16 protein-coding genes are annotated in these 15,994 nt (G+C 45.0%); 1 reads left to right on the top strand and 15 read right to left on the bottom strand.

What is annotated here, in order from left to right; all coding sequences use genetic code 11:
- The first annotated feature begins 146 nt into the window (after positions 1–146).
- Positions 147–911 (top strand): CLCA_X family protein, encoded by a 765-nt coding sequence (locus DN730_RS03090; RefSeq protein ID WP_211313812.1) that lies wholly within the window; start codon positions 147–149, stop codon positions 909–911.
- 45 nt (positions 912–956) lie between these two features.
- Here the strand turns inward: DN730_RS03090 and DN730_RS03085 are convergent, their stop codons facing one another.
- The 15 genes from DN730_RS03085 to dinG all read right to left on the bottom strand — a co-directional run bounded on the left by DN730_RS03085 (position 957) and on the right by dinG (position 15,927).
- Positions 957–2,036: an alkene reductase gene (locus DN730_RS03085; RefSeq protein ID WP_115466628.1), complete on the bottom strand. Its 1,080-nt coding sequence runs from the start codon at positions 2,034–2,036 to the stop codon at positions 957–959.
- A gap of 219 nt (positions 2,037–2,255) precedes the next feature.
- Positions 2,256–2,948 (bottom strand): pyrimidine 5'-nucleotidase, encoded by a 693-nt coding sequence (yjjG, locus tag DN730_RS03080; RefSeq protein ID WP_115466627.1) that lies wholly within the window; start codon positions 2,946–2,948, stop codon positions 2,256–2,258.
- Entirely contained in the window at positions 2,945–3,496 is a 552-nt protein-coding gene (gene yjjX / locus DN730_RS03075) for an inosine/xanthosine triphosphatase (protein WP_115466626.1), read from the bottom strand. The genes yjjG and yjjX overlap by 4 nt, the downstream gene beginning before the upstream one ends.
- A gap of 69 nt (positions 3,497–3,565) precedes the next feature.
- On the bottom strand, positions 3,566–4,666 hold the full coding sequence (aroC, locus tag DN730_RS03070; protein WP_115466625.1) for a chorismate synthase: 1,101 nt from the start codon (positions 4,664–4,666) through the stop codon (positions 3,566–3,568).
- Positions 4,667–4,675: 9 nt separating this feature from the next.
- Positions 4,676–5,584 (bottom strand): 50S ribosomal protein L3 N(5)-glutamine methyltransferase, encoded by a 909-nt coding sequence (prmB, locus tag DN730_RS03065; protein ID WP_115466624.1) that lies wholly within the window; start codon positions 5,582–5,584, stop codon positions 4,676–4,678.
- Positions 5,585–5,638: 54 nt separating this feature from the next.
- Positions 5,639–6,388 (bottom strand): DNA-binding protein, encoded by a 750-nt coding sequence (locus DN730_RS03060; RefSeq protein ID WP_115466623.1) that lies wholly within the window; start codon positions 6,386–6,388, stop codon positions 5,639–5,641.
- Positions 6,389–6,507: 119 nt separating this feature from the next.
- Positions 6,508–7,428, bottom strand: a complete 921-nt coding sequence (locus tag DN730_RS03055) for a patatin-like phospholipase family protein (protein WP_115466622.1) — start codon at positions 7,426–7,428, stop codon at positions 6,508–6,510.
- Positions 7,429–7,449: 21 nt separating this feature from the next.
- The gene (locus DN730_RS03050) at positions 7,450–8,247 is read right to left on the bottom strand and encodes a DUF4892 domain-containing protein (protein WP_115466621.1); all 798 of its coding nucleotides are present in this window, start codon (positions 8,245–8,247) and stop codon (positions 7,450–7,452) included.
- Positions 8,248–8,274: 27 nt separating this feature from the next.
- Positions 8,275–9,135, bottom strand: coding sequence for an alpha/beta fold hydrolase (locus DN730_RS03045; RefSeq protein ID WP_115466620.1), 861 nt, complete (start codon positions 9,133–9,135; stop codon positions 8,275–8,277).
- Between the two features lie 20 nt (positions 9,136–9,155).
- Positions 9,156–9,644 (bottom strand): phosphohistidine phosphatase SixA, encoded by a 489-nt coding sequence (gene sixA, locus DN730_RS03040; protein ID WP_115466619.1) that lies wholly within the window; start codon positions 9,642–9,644, stop codon positions 9,156–9,158.
- A complete protein-coding gene (locus DN730_RS03035) occupies positions 9,628–9,909 on the bottom strand; it encodes a DUF4389 domain-containing protein (protein ID WP_115466618.1) in 282 nt (93 codons plus the stop codon). Before DN730_RS03035 ends, sixA begins: the two co-directional genes overlap by 17 nt.
- Entirely contained in the window at positions 9,902–10,933 is a 1,032-nt protein-coding gene (locus DN730_RS03030; protein WP_115466617.1) for an NAD(P)H-dependent glycerol-3-phosphate dehydrogenase, read from the bottom strand. The genes DN730_RS03035 and DN730_RS03030 overlap by 8 nt, the downstream gene beginning before the upstream one ends.
- Positions 10,934–10,955: 22 nt before the next feature.
- The gene (locus DN730_RS03025) at positions 10,956–12,374 is read right to left on the bottom strand and encodes a protein adenylyltransferase SelO (RefSeq protein WP_115466616.1); all 1,419 of its coding nucleotides are present in this window, start codon (positions 12,372–12,374) and stop codon (positions 10,956–10,958) included.
- A 9-nt stretch (positions 12,375–12,383) separates the two neighbouring features.
- Positions 12,384–13,715, bottom strand: coding sequence for a DEAD/DEAH box helicase (locus DN730_RS03020; RefSeq protein WP_115466615.1), 1,332 nt, complete (start codon positions 13,713–13,715; stop codon positions 12,384–12,386).
- A gap of 85 nt (positions 13,716–13,800) precedes the next feature.
- On the bottom strand, positions 13,801–15,927 hold the full coding sequence (gene dinG / locus DN730_RS03015) for an ATP-dependent DNA helicase DinG (RefSeq protein ID WP_115466614.1): 2,127 nt from the start codon (positions 15,925–15,927) through the stop codon (positions 13,801–13,803).
- Between the last annotated feature and the right edge of the window lie 67 nt (positions 15,928–15,994).

Here is a 15,994-nt window from a genome sequence, read left to right as displayed (position 1 = left end):
GTTGGGGACCAAGCGTGAAATGAGTGGGGTTATTCTTCATACTTCATCAAAAAACAAAAGAATTGAACTATGAATCTATTTCGTAAACGGTGCTTTTCATAGAGCGCGAGTGTAACGCTACACTCAAAATGTTAACGTTAGATTTTATGAACTATCTATTTAAGGGCATGATGAGACAAGCTCACCAAGCATTATCATTCGTCGATATTCGTAAGCATTTTAATTTTAAAAGCATTGAAATGGGTCGTTGGGTGAGTTCGGAGGAAAGAGATCGCGCGGCCGTTCAATTTTACAATGCGCTGTGTGATCTACAGAAAATTCTTACTGCCCCAGAGCTTGTGATTTCTCTACGTGGTAGCTTAGGGTTGCAATACGGGAAAGGTGGTCGACTTGGCGTTTCTGCGCATTATGTCCCTGCATTACATACATTGTCACTTGCCAAAAATGCGGGCGCAGGTAGCTTAGCTCATGAATGGTTCCATGCTTTTGATCATTATATGGGGGAGAAGATGTTCCCCATTGCAGACGAGATGGCATTCGCTTCAAAAATGTGGCTCAGTGAATATCCTACCCGACAGCACCCCCTTAATGAACTGTTGTCTGAGTGTTTTTCTGCAATTATGCTATCGATAGATGGAACTCAGCCGAGTGACTTATTTCAGTGTTCAAAGCAAGCGGACGAACGTCTCGGTATCCTATATTACTCGCGTCCAGAAGAACTTTGTGCCAGAGCATTTGAAGCCTACATAGAAGACTGTACACCCAATAACCGTTTTTTAGTGAGTGGTACAAGGTCTTCGGATGAAGCAAAGCTAGGGCTTTACCCGCAAGGTCTGCAGCGTCAGATGATCAATGAAATGTTCCAGCAATATTTTGGTGTACTGGGTGAGGCGTTATATAGGGAAGCATGAAGGCTAAGTAACTTAGGACTTGGCCTTCACTGAGCATGATCAAAATTAAGCAGACGCCAAAGTAGGGTAGTCTATGTACCCTTCAGCACCCGATGTATAGAAGGTATCTTTGTTAGGAACATTAAACTCTGCGCCCATTTTGGCACGCTCAACAAAGTCTGGGTTCGCCAACATTAACTTACCAAATGCGATAGTTTGAACATCATTATTCGCAATCTCATCATTTGCTTCGTTGACATCATAACCCATATTAACCATTAAATGCCCTTTGTAATGATTGCGTGCAACGCTTAGTACATCTGCTTTTTGTATACCAAGGAAGTCTGCGCGCATTACGTGAAGGTATGCTAAGTCAAATTGATTAAGATAGTTAGCTAAGAACTCAGTCCATCCAATGGGATCGCTGTCACACATGCTTTGAGTGCCATTAATAGGCGACAAACGTAAACCGACACGACCACTTCCAAATACCTCACTGACAGCTTCAATGACTTCACCTAGGAAGCGAACGCGGTTTGCCATGGATCCGCCGTATTCATCAGTGCGTTGGTTGCTACTGTCACGTAAAAATTGGTCAATCAGGTAACCATTTGCTCCGTGGATTTCAACACCGTCGAACCCCGCTAATTTTGCGTTTTCGGCGCCTTGACGAAAGTCTTTTACAATGTTTCTGATTTGGTCTTTAGTTAGCTCTTGAGGGACAGAATAAGGCTGTTTACCTTCGGGTGTATGAGTGACTCCGTCAATAGCGATAGCGCTAGGCCCAAAAGACGGCTGGCCATCATTAAATAAAGGATGCGCAGCACGTCCAGCGTGCCAGATTTGCATGAATATACGGCCACCAGCGGTATGCACGGCATCAGTCGTCATTTTCCATCCAGCGACTTGTTCGTTTGAGTAAATGCCTGGGTCGTTACCAAATGCCGATGTGCCTTCTGACACCATGGTGCATTCCGTGATTAGCAAACCTGCGGATGCACGTTGAGCATAATATTGAGCCATGAGTTCATTGGGTTGGTGGTTAGTGGCACGACAACGCGTTAATGGTGCCATAACAATTCGATTTGGTAATGTGAGGTCACCAAGTTCAACGGGTGTAAAAAGAGATGGTTGTGAATGAGACATTAGCGTTACCGTAAAAATTGTTCAGGATATCTATTAGATAAAGCCAATATCTAGTAATTCAATGTGCGCAAGATTATTTCTAAATGGGTCAAATGCTTAAAACGCAATTAAAGCGCCCTAGAAATGCCTAATATCGTTATTTCCGATAATAACATTTATCGGAAATTATAGAGATATTTTAACTCTCTTTATGTTGATTCTGCTGGCGTTATTTAACGATTATGAGCCAGCCTGTAACAGTGCTAGCAGTTGGTGTAAGTCTGAGACGTTGTACGTTGGCCTGATGTCACCAGATGTAGCGTGATGGTGATTGACCCAGCAAGTGTCTATGCCTGCGTTGATACCGCCTAGAATATCAGACGATAGCGTGTCACCGATCATCAATATTTGGGGTTTGTCTTTGTGGTCGAGTCCGAGTTTCTCAAAGGTGTGATCAAAAAAATGGTGACTGGGTTTGGCGTGACCAACTTCTTCTGAAACGATGACGTGATCAAAGGCAGTCCAAAGCCCCGTTTGCTTTAAGCGACGTTCTTGAAGTGCTGTAAACCCATTGGTCACAATCGTTAAGGACTTTCGATGGCTCATAAGATACTTAATCAGCTCATGGGTGCCGTCTAGCGGCTTACATATAGTGGCCATGCTGTCTAAAAAACGATCATTTAATTCGTTGGCAGACACTCCAAGTGTTGACGCCCACGCGTTAAACCGAGTTGTTTGTAGAGCATCCGCGCTGATGTCACCATTTTGATAGCGAATCCATAAAGGTTGATTAACGGTTTGGTACGTCTCGAAGTCAGATCGGGTAAAGTCGACACCATATTGCGAAAACATGAGTTTTAGCCCAGCGTAAGCGTCGAATCGAAACAACGTTTCATCCGCATCAAATAAGAAATGGCTATAGCGCTGGATCATGCGTAAAACTCACTGTGTAGAAACGGTGCCAGCGCAAGTATCAATGCTTGCATGTAGACACTTTCTCGTGTTTCAAGATGATTTGTGAAAACGCCGATAGCACCGCCCTTTTGTCTTATATTGTGTTGATTGAAAACATCGTCCATGACGTCGGCAAGTTCTTCACCTTGTTCTAGGCGATTGAATATCGTACGGGGCAGCGGCAAGTTTGCGCTTCGGCCGGTTACCAAGGCTCCGTTGGAATCCCGTATTGCGACGTAGGCGAAGGTCGCTGGACCTTCATCGAATAAATCCACGCCACCTTCCATAGCGACGTAATATTGAAATTTTTGCTTCTTGTCTTGATGAGCGCAGTATGTGACACGATTTTGAGCACCGAGTTTCGTGTCAGCTTCTGACATGGGTTGATCTGGCACATTTGATGGTGCTTTCACCATATCGCATCGAATTGCATGACCGGGAAACGCTCTAGAAAATGCTTTTATCGCAGCACCATGTTTGACAGGGTTTTCTGATCCGACTTGTATACGAATAACAGCGGAAGACATGTTGGCCTCCTTGAAGAAGTGATTGTTGTTATAACGTAAAAGGCCGCCACATGGGCGGCCTTTGGCAGATTACTCTGCTAATCCTTTTATTACGGGGGTCATGCATTGCACATCAGCATTTTGACCTCGATCGCGTAATGCATGGTCGATCAGTGTAAGAGCCATCATTGCTTCGGCAATGGGTGTTGCTCGTATCCCAACGCAAGGATCGTGACGCCCTTTTGTAATGACATCGATCTGATTACCTTCACGGTCAATACTCTGACCTGGGATGGTAATACTGGACGTTGGTTTAAGAGCCATATGTACCACGATGTCTTGACCAGAAGATAAACCACCGATAACACCGCCTGCATGATTACTTAGGAAACCATTTGGAGTCATCTCATCACGGTGCTCGCTTCCTTTCTGTTCGATCACATCAAAACCATCGCCAATTTCGACCCCTTTGACAGCATTGATTCCCATCATCGCTTTGGCAAGGTCAGCATCGAGCCGATCAAAAACAGGTTCGCCCAAGCCAGGTTTTACATGCTTCGCAATGACGGTGATTTTTGCGCCAACTGAGTCGCCTTCTCGGCGTAGGTTGGTCATGTATTCTTCAAGAGCTGGGATAGCGTCAGGATCTGGGCTAAAGAAAGCATTCTCGTAGACTTGGCTGAGATCCTTTACCTCTAACTTAATCGGACCGAGCTGGGATAAGAAACCTTGAATTTCAATTCCGTAGCGTTGTTTGAGCCACTTCTTGGCGATTGCACCGGCGGCAACTCGCATTGCCGTCTCGCGAGCGGAAGACCGGCCACCGCCACGATAGTCTCGAAAACCAAATTTCTGGTCGTATACATAATCTGCATGAGCAGGACGGAAGGTGTTTTGAATATTGCCGTAGTCCTTTGAACGCTGGTCAGTATTGCGGATTACGAGACCAATCGGAGTACCTGTTGTTTTTCCTTCAAAAACACCCGAAAGAATTTCGACTTCGTCTGGCTCTCTGCGTTGCGTTGTGTGTTTTGAGGTGCCTGGTTTGCGTAAGTCGAGATCTCGTTGTAGGTCTGCCTCAGTTAGTTCTAGACCTGGTGGACAGCCATCAACAATGGCTCCGAGAGCCAGCCCGTGGCTTTCACCAAAAGTTGTGACTTTGAACAAAGTTCCAAATGTATTGCCAGCCATTTCGTTACGTTACTCTTGTTGTAATGTCATTAATTCTTGTTTGGAAAGAACGAAGACGCCATTCCCACCGTGTTCTAGTTCTACCCACATAAATGGGGTGTCTGGATAAGCTTCTTGCAGCGCAATTTCTGAATTACCGACTTCATAAACTACGATACCGTTATCATGCAAATGCTTTGCTGCTTGGGATAAAAACTTCCGAGTAAAATCTAATCCATCGTCCCCTGATGTGAGTGCAAGTTGGGGTTCGTTATGGAATTCTTTGGGTGCAGTTTGATAATCTTCCGCGTCGACATAAGGAGGATTACATATGATTAAGTCATACTGCTTATCTTGTAAGCCTTCAAACATATCGGACTGAATGGCCGTAACTTGTTCACCCACTTCATGCATCTCGATATTTTCGGCTGCGACGGCGAGCGCTGCCTCGCTGATGTCCGTGATATCAACAGACGCATCTTCAAACGTTAACGCTGCCGCGATACCTAGACAGCCAGTACCAGTACACATATCTAAGATTGCCAGTGGGTAATGTTGCAACCACGGCTGAAATTCGTTTTGTAATAAGGCCATAATAGGCGAACGTGGAATGAGAGTATCCTTCGTTACCTTGAACGGCAGTCCCATAAACCATGCTTCACCCAATAAATAAGGTAATGGTTCGCGTTTATGGATTCGAGTATCGACCAGTTTTAAGATGTGCTTTTTCTCGTTATAGGTGAGTCTGCTGTTTAAGAGATCTTTATCGAAATCAATAGGCAGTGAAAGCGCCCCTAAAACAAGTTGTACAGCTTCGTCCCATGCGTTATCAGTACCGTGACCATAGAATATGTCAGAGCGGCGAAAACGTGAGTAAGTCCAACGAATAAAATCTTGTATGGATTGCAGGTCACGTACGGCAGTTTGATGTTTACTCATTGTACTCAATCTATTCGAAAAGGCTGGTATTATAACGATTTTGGCGCTCTGGCTCTATGCATCGCCCTGCTTGTTACCCAAGGATTTCGTAATATTTCTTAGTTCGGTCAATGTGTCTTTCATGCTTTGGTCATATTGAGAGACATGATTCATCTTTAATTGTGTTAGTTCCGCTTGGGCATCGCGTAACTTAACTTGAAGCGAATCGATCTGATTATCCTGTTTAGCTAGGTCTACTTGCGCTTGGTTTAACTTCGCGTCGCTTTCGTTAAGCTGTTGCTTAAGTAGCCCAAGTTCTGACTCTAAAACTCTATTTCTCGCAAGGATATCCGTTTGATGTTGTTTTAGTTTTTCATTTTCTTCTTCTAAAAATTGGGTTCGTGCGCTCCTTTCACTTAACCTTTCTCGGGTCTCTTGTAGGGCGTCAGTTGTATACGTGAGGGCTTCTGAAAGTGAGTCACTGCGTCCTTCTAATGAGGCTTTGCGCAATGATAAGGCATCCTCGTGCTGGCGAATTTTCTCATCCAATAGTACCGATACCGATTGCACTAAATCTCTGCTAAAGCGTTTAACACTAGGTGCTATGTGTTCAGCCAAGTCCGATAAGTCACTTTCTTGCTGCTCTCGGTACGTTTCTTCCCATTCAGTAATTGCGTTTAATAGGGTGGTGTTTGAGCACCCTCGCCCGTCTAACCGCTTGAAGTACTCAGTTAGGCGCGGGATATTCGGAAAGGTGTTTTGTTCAATAAGAATCCAGCACGCTTCTATAATTTCTTCTTTTGCGATGTTTGCTTTACGTGCCATGGATTATCCTATCTATATGCAATGATAATAATCGTAATTGTATTATCTTTTGCTGCTCTGTCATAGCCTAGGAGCGGAGCTAGGAAACAACCTATAAAAGAGCTAAAACTAAAAAGGGGCTACTGCCCCTTTGGAAATGAAAAGTGGGTTTGTTTGGGTTTTTGAAGTTGATCAAGTGCTTTGTTGGCAATGTCGTAGCCAAAATCAATCAGCTCTTTTGATCGCCAAAACTCATAAAAATTGCAGGTATCCTTGGGAATGGATATAAGCAAATCGGGTGGGTAGCCCGCAACTTTATACTGTGTCAAAGATTCTTGCATTGTCTCAAACATCATATTGATTGTTTGCAAGCGTCCCCAACTTTGCGGTTCATAGCTTTTTGACGCTGTAGTGGCTTCATCTTTGCTTTTTCCGAAAAAGCTTTTAACGCTTGACCACCATTCAGGTTCATCATCTTGCTTGATAAACTCTTCTTCTGATAGCTCACGAGCAGGGCCATTCAGATCTACAGCAATGATGTAATCGGCTCCGGCTGAAACAGACGGAATAATAGGCAGTGGATTGAGTACGCCGCCGTCAACATATACTCGACCATTAATTTGGATAGGGGTGACGATAGAAGGGACCGCAGACGAAGCACGCATTGCTTGTATCAAACTGCCCTTTTGAAACCAAAACTCTTTTTGACTAAGGATATCTACGCCGATTGCCGTATAAGGGACGGGTAATTCTTCGATCTTAATATCATCTATTATTGAAGCAATGGTTTGAAAGTAACGATCACCACTAATATATCCCCCTCGCAGTACCGCCATATCCAGCAGCTTTAATACATGAAACTTATCTAAAGATTCAGCCCAGTCTTGGTATTCCTTGAGCTTTCCTTGTAAATGAATACCGCCAATTATTGCACCGATTGAACAACCTGAAATCGAGACAATTTCATAGCCTTGCTCCAGTACCGCATTGATAACCCCAATGTGGGCGTGGCCGCGAGCAGCACCACTGCCCAACACTAAAGAAACGGTTTTTTTAGTCATTCGAAACCTTTGAACGTACTGTTAATTCGCAATACTGATAAAAATGATGCGATTTTCTCCATAAACTGGATTGCCCATATTCGCTAGGTTAATCATTCTCAACTTTCGCGCTTCATCGGCACTGATGGCATCTTTTATCGCTGTAATATACTGGTCGCCACGCTCGATGGGATTTTCGTCAGAGCTTGCAGCGGTGATAAAAGCAACGATGCGTGTTAGATCGGATTGTTCGCGTAAAAAACTGCGAATGCGGGGTGTGTCGGTAGCGCCTAACTGAGCTAAAATACTAAGTTGCGCGTTACCGCTGCCGTCAGGTATGACCTCGTCTATGCGTACCATAACATCACCCGCGCCGCGACGATTGATGTATAGGATCCTATAATGGCCTTCGCCGTCTAATATCACTTTAAGAAACTGACTTTGATCAGCCCCATACAGCAGGTAATCGTTGAAAAAATTGTTTGCCCAAGCGTTAGAGCTACCACAGGATCTGCTCACGCATTCAAAGAGCGTACTACTGCCGTCTATATTGTTTAAAGCGTTCTCATAATACCGAGTCACTTCCTCAAGCGGCACATTACGTCCAATTTTATATAGTGTTTGAAATGCTTGTCCTTCAACCCGTTTTACCGTCTCGGGTTCCCACCCTCTACCTGACCGATAAATTTTAGCCAGCGGAACTTCAATGACACTTCCTTCTACTGGTTTGCTTTTGATGATTTGTGCCCCACGAAATGTTGGGATATCCGTCGTGGCAGCATGAGAGGTTGTTGATGCAATGATCAAGGACGAAATGACGGCCCCAAATAGTCGAAACATACGAGTGACTCCTAAGCCAATTGGGTACTAATTTTGATCTATAAAGCGCCTAATTTCTTCCGCAACCGCTGAAGCTGTGTTTGGCTCCAAGTGAAAATGGTGATTGCCGGGTAGCCACTTGAGCTTAATCCACGGAAATGCGTTGGCTCTTTTGTTGACCAGTTCAGTGTTGTGTTCATAGACACCAGAATCTGCAACAAGTGCCAGTGTTGGGCATTTTATCGCTTTAATATAGGCCTCGACTGCCAATTCATCCATCCTAAATGGCGAAGGAAAAGCCAGTTTACGATCGCTTCGCCACACCCAAGCTTCTTCTTTTTGCACTGAACCACGCTCAACAAGTGGACGTGCAGCGTCGTATGAGAGTGATGTGAAACCATTCATTCTGGCATGAATCATGTCTTCTTGAGATGGGTATTGGGTATAGCGCCCATTTCTATTTTGAAGCATTTTTTGCACCGCTCTCTGCATGGTTGCAACACGCTCATCTGCTTTGGCGGTCAGTGGGCCCATACTATCCAGAATAATAAGCCCTCGGACTTTTTCCGGTGCCAGCGCCGCGACGAGTATAGCGACCGCTCCTCCCATGCTATGCCCAATAAGCCAGGAGCTTTGTGTTGAGGCGTTGAGTACGCCGATGGCGTCAAGTGCATGTTCCCACAAATGGTAAAAACTACCGTCTTGTTTGTGATCAGAGAGACCGTGCCCTGCATGATCAATGGCGGTGATATTGTACTCTGGTAGACGCAGAGCAAGATTATCAAAACTTGCGGCGTTATCTAGCCAACCATGCAGCATCTGTATGCGCAGCGCGTTTGGGTTAGATGAAAGCCACTGTTTGGCGCCTAGCTTGGTGTAGCCAAGGTTAAATGAAGTTTCATTACACATTGTAAACTCGTTAAAGCATTCTATTGCTGAGTAGGCGAGATTGCCCAACGATATTGGCAACAGGCTGTTGCAAATATCTCCCCTTCCAATGAGGCCATGGTAGCGGTTTGCATCTGAAACGAAACAGGCAACGGCGCATCAGACAATAAATCAACTAACTGATATGCAAAGGGTTGATGCGTAACAATTAGAATTGATTCATATGGCTGATCATTAAGCCAAAGCGCAACATCAATGTCTTTTCCTGTTGGGGTAATGCTGTCGACTGAATGGGGGACGATCTGACTGCCCATAACTTTGACAAACTCATTAGCGGTTTGTTGAGCCCGTAAATACGGGCTCACAAAAATACAATCGATACTTTCATTGCGTTCAGAGAATTGCTTCGCTGTATCGCGCACTTCTTCAAAGCCTCGTTCTGTCAAAGCACGTGAAGCATCATCTTGATAACCAAATGGCTCTGCGTTCCCATGACGGAGAATATATAGTCGCTTATTTTTCACTGTCATTGCTTTCCGGCCAAGGTTGGAAAGGGAAAGGTTTCTCCTCTGTGGTAAAAGCAAGGAAAGACATGATTTGCTTGATAAACATACCGACAGATTTTAACCATGAGGTAAGTGTTACAGGCTCATGTTTGGAGCCAAGACGAATAACACCTACTATGATCAGAAGAAAGCCAAATAGCGTTAGTGCTATGTTTAACAGGCACCAATAAATCAACATGAATAAGATTCGTATCCAGTAATTTTGATCTGCGTAACCTGGTTTACCCATTTTCGTGCTCTCCTACGGTAGCGAATTCTACATCCCACTTTTGCTCGCCGGTCATCAGGCTACCAATAAGAGAGTCTAAACTCGCTTGTTCAAAAATTAGTTTATATAGACCCGTGGCCAGCGGAATGTATAGGCCATGTTTGTTTGCTTCTTCGACGACCATTTTTAGCGTATTTACGCCCTCCGCTACTTCCCCAATCGCACCGATGGCTTTTTCAAGTTCTTCCCCTGATCCAAGTGCGAAGCCTACCCGGTAATTACGGCTAAGTGGAGAGGTGCAAGTAGCGATCAGATCCCCCATGCCCGCTAATCCTAAGAATGTCATTGGGTTAGCACCAAAATGTACGGCAAAACGACTCATCTCGGCAAGGCTACGAGTCATAATCATTGCCATCGTATTTTCACCTACTTTTACCGCTTTCGCCAACCCACAAACAATTGCATAGATATTTTTCAGTGCGCCTGCCAGCTCTACTCCAGCCATGTCTTTATTCTCGTAAACACGGAATGTTCGAGACTTTAAAAGCTCAATGACGGTGTGCCGCAAATCTTGATCGTTGCTAGCGATTACCGACCCGGTCAATTGACCTGCTGCAATTTCTTTTGCCAAATTTGGTCCACTTAATACCCCTACCCGCTTGCTTATATCATTACGAAGCAGAATGTCGCTCATCATTTCAAAGCGATTAGGGTTAAACCCCTTAGTGGTACTAATTAGAATTTTTTCGGGCGTTAGCAAAGGTTTAATGCGCTCGACAACTTGTTCAAATGATTTGGATGGGATGGACACAAAAATGGTGTCACTGGCGCGTATTGCTTCTTCCAAATTACTCGTTGCAAGTAATTCTTGATGCAGCGGAGCGTTGGGTAAGTAACGGCTGTTTAACCCTGTTAGGTTAATTTCTTCCACTTGTTCTTGATTGCGCATCCATTGACTTACTTGATGCCCATTTTGGGCCATAATGTTGGCAAGCGCGGTGCCGAAGCTGCCCCCGCCCAATACACAAACTGAGTGCTTGTCCATAGTACGTCCAATTACCAAATGGTTAGGATGAGCAGCTTACTGCTAAGTGACGCCCCCAACGAGGGGCTTGCATAGCAAGTGCTTCACTTTCAGAGTGCTCATCAAAAGGTTGCTTTAATACAGTTAAAAGGCGCTGCAAGGGTAAGTAATTCCCAGTTTTCGCAGCCTCAATCGCTTCATGAGCGAGATACTTTCGAAGTATATACTTTGGGTTGTGGGTGCGCATAGTTTCTGCGACATATGTTTGATCGCGACCGTCCGATCTGGCCGCCCAATAGCTTGCTAGCCATTGTTGCATAGCCTCGCAGTCTGCGGCTTTATCTAAAATAGTGTCAAAAACCGGCTGCTCTAAATGGCTGAGCAACCGAAAAAAAATCGTATAATCTAAGCGCTCTTTACGTAAGAGCTGGAATAAAGAGCTTAGCAAAGGCTCTAGCTGATCCTTGTTTGAAAGACCGAGTTTGGCGCACATCAAATCATCGTAATGGCTTTGCAGTGTTGGTTCGTAATGCTTAAGGACATCTACAAGTTGTTCCCGCTCGAGATGGCGAGAAAAGCAGCGCATGAGGCAGTTTAAGTTCCATAGACCAATCCCAGGTTGGCGGTCAAATGCATAGCGCCCTTCATGATCCGAATGATTACATACCCAATGGTCATCAAAATCTTCCATGAAGCCAAAAGGGCCATAATCAATGGTTTCACCCAAAATGGAGAAATTGTCAGTGTTCATGACGCCGTGTTGAAACCCAACACTTTGCCACTGTGCAATCATTTTTGCGGTTCGTATGACGATGTCTTTGAGCATTTCGACAATAGGCTGCTCTGAAGTCACTGCCTTTGGAAAATATGTTTCTAAGGTATAGTTGATGAGTTGCTGAAGCTCATCGTATTTTTTGTGGGCATAAAAGTATTCGAAGTGACCAAAGCGGATATGTGTTCGAGCTGTGCGTATGAACAGTGCTCCGGATTCGAGCTGTTCACGATAAACGGCCTCACAACTATCGAACAATGCCAGTGCTCTCGAGGTAGCGATACCAAGCCCATTCATAGCTTCACTGGCTAGGTATTCTCGAATGCAGGATCGCAAAACAGCTCGACCGTCTCCTCGACGGCTATAGGGCGTTACGCCAGCTCCTTTGACATGAATGTCATGCAAAGTGCCGTCGGGAGCTTTGATTTCGCCTAGTAGTATACCTCGCCCATCTCCCAGCTGAGGTGTAAAGCCCCCAAATTGATGACCTGCATAATTCATACTTACAGAATGAGTGAGATGTGTGGCGCCGGAAAGGATGTTCTGAACCTCGATATCTTCTATATCAATACCGAGGTTCTCTGCGAGGTCTTTGTTTACCTCCACCAATCGCTGCTCTTTAAGGGGGTGAATTTGAGTATGCGTCGAAAATTCAGGGCCCAACTGCGCGAATCGGTGGGAAAGCTTCATGAGACCTCGTTATTTTTGCTCGATCATGTATTCACAACGTATCGATGCACCAATAGTGGCCTCTATCTCTGGGATAATAAATGCATCATTTTCCGTCGCAAAGCTTACGGATTTACCCATTTCGCCACCGCGCCCTGTTCGGCCGATGCGATGCACATAGTCCTCTGGATCTTCAGGCAGCGTGTAGTTAACGACAAGTTCAATATTATCGACATGGATACCTCGTCCTGCGACATCCGTCGCAACGAGCACCTGGATGCTGCCATCTTTGAATCTTGCTAATGTTTTAACTCGCTTGTCTTGCGTAACCTCTCCAGAAAGGATGGCACAATTGATGTTCGCGCCTTTTAGCTTTTCATACAGATCACGTGTTTCGTCGCGTCGGTTCGCAAAAATGATGGTGCGCTGGCCGTCATTCCCTTCGATTAGTGTTTTAAGCACTGGCCATTTTTGTTCCGCTTCTACGGTGTAGATTACCTGATCGATATTTTTGTTGGTCGTCTCCTTGGGGACTACTGATACTTCCTTCGGGTAATACGTCCATTGGCGTGCTAAGGCCTGAATATCTTTTGGGAATGTCGCACTAAACAACATAGTTTGACGACGTTCTTTGTGGGGAGTCATACGAATGATGCTTTTTACATCAGGAATGAAGCCCATTGATAGCATTCTATCGGCTTCATCAAGAACAACGCATTCTACTTTGTTAAGCATAACTTTTTTGTTGCGGGCAAAGTCCAACAGGCGGCCAGGTGTTGCAACAACTAAATCAACGTACTCGGTTTCAAGTTGAGAGCGTTGTTTGTCGTAGCTCATGCCACCCACTAGTGATACGACGTTGAGATTGGTGTTTTTGGTCAATTTATCAGCTTCGTCTGCAATTTGAAGCGCAAGTTCTCTCGTCGGCGCAATAATCAACCCTCGAGGAAAGTTATTCGGACGATCTGCATCCGCTGGATAATCCAAAAAGTCACTGATCATCGCGATCAAAAAGGCAGCTGTCTTACCCGTACCTGTCTGGGCTTGCCCGATTAAGTCATAACCTTCAAGTGTTGCTGGTAGCGTGGCGGCTTGAATTTCACTACAGTACTCAAACCCCATTTCTTGAATAGACTTTAGGACACGATCAGGGATGTTGAAATCGTGAAAACGGGATTTACCCTCTGCAGGGGCTACTTGAAACTGATCAATTGACCAAAGCTCACCACTGTCTTTCTCAGTAGTAGCCGGAGCGTTTGCTTTCGTTTCGTTACCACTGTTTTTATTGTGTTTACGACGAGGTCTACGCTGACGTTTTGGGCCTTTTGAAGTTGGGCGCGCGGCTTCTTGCTGTTTTTCCATGTGGGAGTCTTTAGTCTCTTTTCATTGAGTGAGTATTAATGTGCGTCCGAGTGTACCTAAACCACTAGATTTTTTCATCTTTAACTTAGGAAATCTGTTTGTAAGGCGGCAAACTTGTAATCAGCTGCCCACCATAGCGTTTTGTACGCAACCGTTTATCTAAGATGTGGATTTCGCCCTCGTCCGTTTCACTGCGCAAAAGTCGACCGGTTGCTTGAACAAGCTTAAGTGATGCATCGGGAATGGTGATCTCCATAAATGGGTTCCCTCCACGGCGTTGAATCCATTCCGCGAGCGTGGCTTCAACAGGATCATCAGGGACAGAGAACGGGATCTTGGCAATGTAGACTCTAGTGAGATACTTTCCAGGTAAATCAACGCCCTCAGCGAAACTTGCCAAGCCAAACAATAGACTGCCTTTATCAGAATCGATCGCATCTTTGTGAGCATCTAAGATAATGCGTTTAGACTGTTCCCCTTGTATTAGGAGAATATCTTTCAGTGAGTCTTTTAGTCCAGCGGCGACATCTTCCATTTGGCGGCGAGAAGAGAACAGCACCAAGGAGCCTAATTTTGTATCAATGTTATCGTTGAAGTATTGAATAAGCTCTTTAGTGTGCGCCTCTGCTTGGTTGGGTTCGGTACTCATATTTGGAATGATAAGCGAGCCTTTGTTAGCAAAGTCAAATGGACTTAGCACACGCAGATATTCACTTTCTTTGGGGACACCAGAGCGCATATTGAAACGATGGAACTCATTGAGTGCTGTGAGAGTGGCGGACGTCACGACCGCACCAAAACATTTGTCCCATAACTGCATGCGCAATGTGTGGGACGCCAAAATGGGTGAGCCACCCAGTTCAATGTCTTGTTCGAGCCCTTGTCCGACCAATATTAGCCATCTAGCGTTCGGTGGGTAGTTTTGATCGTCTATCGTAGAGTAAAGTTTCCACAGCTCAACACTCGCCTCTAAGCGGCCTAATATCACGCCTAGAATAGGAAGCCAGCTTTCTGCTGTGTCCTCTGTTATTCCCATCCCCTCATTTTGTTTTACTTTTTTGCACTCATCTTGAATGGTTTCGATTTGCTTAAATAACTTCTGATAGGACATCGTTAAGCTATAAGCAAGTTGACGTAATTCATCAGGGATAACGCCAAATTCAAAGCGATGCTGTCGAGTTTCCTCGTCTAGGCCCAGCCCTTGAATGAACGGAGAGATCCCTTGCTGTACATATTGAATAAAGTTAATTGTGCTTTGAATTTGCTGAGGAATCTTAAGCAAAATTTGCCCTGACAAGCTGACGTCGTCGGTGAGTTCTTGCCGGAGATTTATGAGGTTTTTATCCAGCTGTTTAAGCCAACTAATGCTTTGCTGTAACCGAACTTCGTGTCGAAAGTGCCCAATCGCTTTATCTGGAAGATGGTGACCCTCATCGAAAACGTAAATGGTCTCTTTTGGATCAGATAAAATAGCTCCGCCCCCTAAAGAGAGATCGGCTAAGACAAGATCATGGTTCGCAACGATAACATCGGCCACTTCGAGCTCGGCGCGCGCCTTAAAAAATGGGCAAGCTGAAAAGTTTGCGCAATTGCGGTTAGTACACTGCTGATGATCAGTTGTTAAACGGCGCCAATCATGTTCGCGAACGATGCCTTCCCAGTTGTCTTTGTCTCCGTCCCATTCGCCGTCGCGTAATTTGTCATCCATTTCCTGATACAAAGCAGTATTCACATCATCTGCTGTCAAATGCTGCTCAAACAGACCTGCGAACATGTCTTCCGTGGATTGCTCTTCAGCACCAAGAAAACTCTCTAAGTTATTAAGACAAAGATAACGCCCACGGCCTTTTGCTAACGTGTATCGAAAGCTATAGTCAGTGTGCTCTAAAAGATTCGGCAATTCTTTATGCAAAATTTGTTCTTGAAGAGCGACAGTTGCAGTCGAAATAATGAGCTTTAAGCCTTTATCTTTAACAATAGGGATCGTCGATAGGCAATAGGACAGCGTCTTGCCCGTACCTGTCCCAGCCTCGACCACGGCAATGTGCTTTTCACCTAAGCGCTCACCTTCGCTGCCTTGTTTGATGCTACCGAGCGTGCGGGCGATGGTCGCTATCATGTGGCGCTGACCTACACGAGCTTTGTGCCCTTTAGCTTCAAGGTAGGCACGGTAGGCTTGTTGTATTTGATTTTTAATAGTGTCTGAAAGCATTTATTTAGTTGAGCTATAGAAGGTTAGCTGTATATAATACCAGTAACTGTATAAACAAACAGATAGC

It is taken from the genome of Marinomonas piezotolerans (assembly GCF_003362755.1).
Lineage (GTDB): Bacteria > Pseudomonadota > Gammaproteobacteria > Pseudomonadales > Marinomonadaceae > Marinomonas > Marinomonas piezotolerans.
Note: the sequence above shows the minus strand (reverse complement) of the source record. Positions and strands in the feature narration are given on the sequence as shown.

Coding starts and splice junctions, on each gene's coding strand:
- DN730_RS03090 (WP_211313812.1), top strand. CDS start 147: ATGAACTATCTATTTAAGGGCATGATGAGACAAGCTCACCAAGCATTA.
- DN730_RS03085 (WP_115466628.1), bottom strand. CDS start 2,036: ATGTCTCATTCACAACCATCTCTTTTTACACCCGTTGAACTTGGTGAC.
- yjjG (WP_115466627.1), bottom strand. CDS start 2,948: ATGATCCAGCGCTATAGCCATTTCTTATTTGATGCGGATGAAACGTTG.
- yjjX (WP_115466626.1), bottom strand. CDS start 3,496: ATGTCTTCCGCTGTTATTCGTATACAAGTCGGATCAGAAAACCCTGTC.
- aroC (WP_115466625.1), bottom strand. CDS start 4,666: ATGGCTGGCAATACATTTGGAACTTTGTTCAAAGTCACAACTTTTGGT.
- prmB (WP_115466624.1), bottom strand. CDS start 5,584: ATGAGTAAACATCAAACTGCCGTACGTGACCTGCAATCCATACAAGAT.
- DN730_RS03060 (WP_115466623.1), bottom strand. CDS start 6,388: ATGGCACGTAAAGCAAACATCGCAAAAGAAGAAATTATAGAAGCGTGC.
- DN730_RS03055 (WP_115466622.1), bottom strand. CDS start 7,428: ATGACTAAAAAAACCGTTTCTTTAGTGTTGGGCAGTGGTGCTGCTCGC.
- DN730_RS03050 (WP_115466621.1), bottom strand. CDS start 8,247: ATGTTTCGACTATTTGGGGCCGTCATTTCGTCCTTGATCATTGCATCA.
- DN730_RS03045 (WP_115466620.1), bottom strand. CDS start 9,135: ATGTGTAATGAAACTTCATTTAACCTTGGCTACACCAAGCTAGGCGCC.
- sixA (WP_115466619.1), bottom strand. CDS start 9,644: ATGACAGTGAAAAATAAGCGACTATATATTCTCCGTCATGGGAACGCA.
- DN730_RS03035 (WP_115466618.1), bottom strand. CDS start 9,909: ATGGGTAAACCAGGTTACGCAGATCAAAATTACTGGATACGAATCTTA.
- DN730_RS03030 (WP_115466617.1), bottom strand. CDS start 10,933: ATGGACAAGCACTCAGTTTGTGTATTGGGCGGGGGCAGCTTCGGCACC.
- DN730_RS03025 (WP_115466616.1), bottom strand. CDS start 12,374: ATGAAGCTTTCCCACCGATTCGCGCAGTTGGGCCCTGAATTTTCGACG.
- DN730_RS03020 (WP_115466615.1), bottom strand. CDS start 13,715: ATGGAAAAACAGCAAGAAGCCGCGCGCCCAACTTCAAAAGGCCCAAAA.
- dinG (WP_115466614.1), bottom strand. CDS start 15,927: ATGCTTTCAGACACTATTAAAAATCAAATACAACAAGCCTACCGTGCC.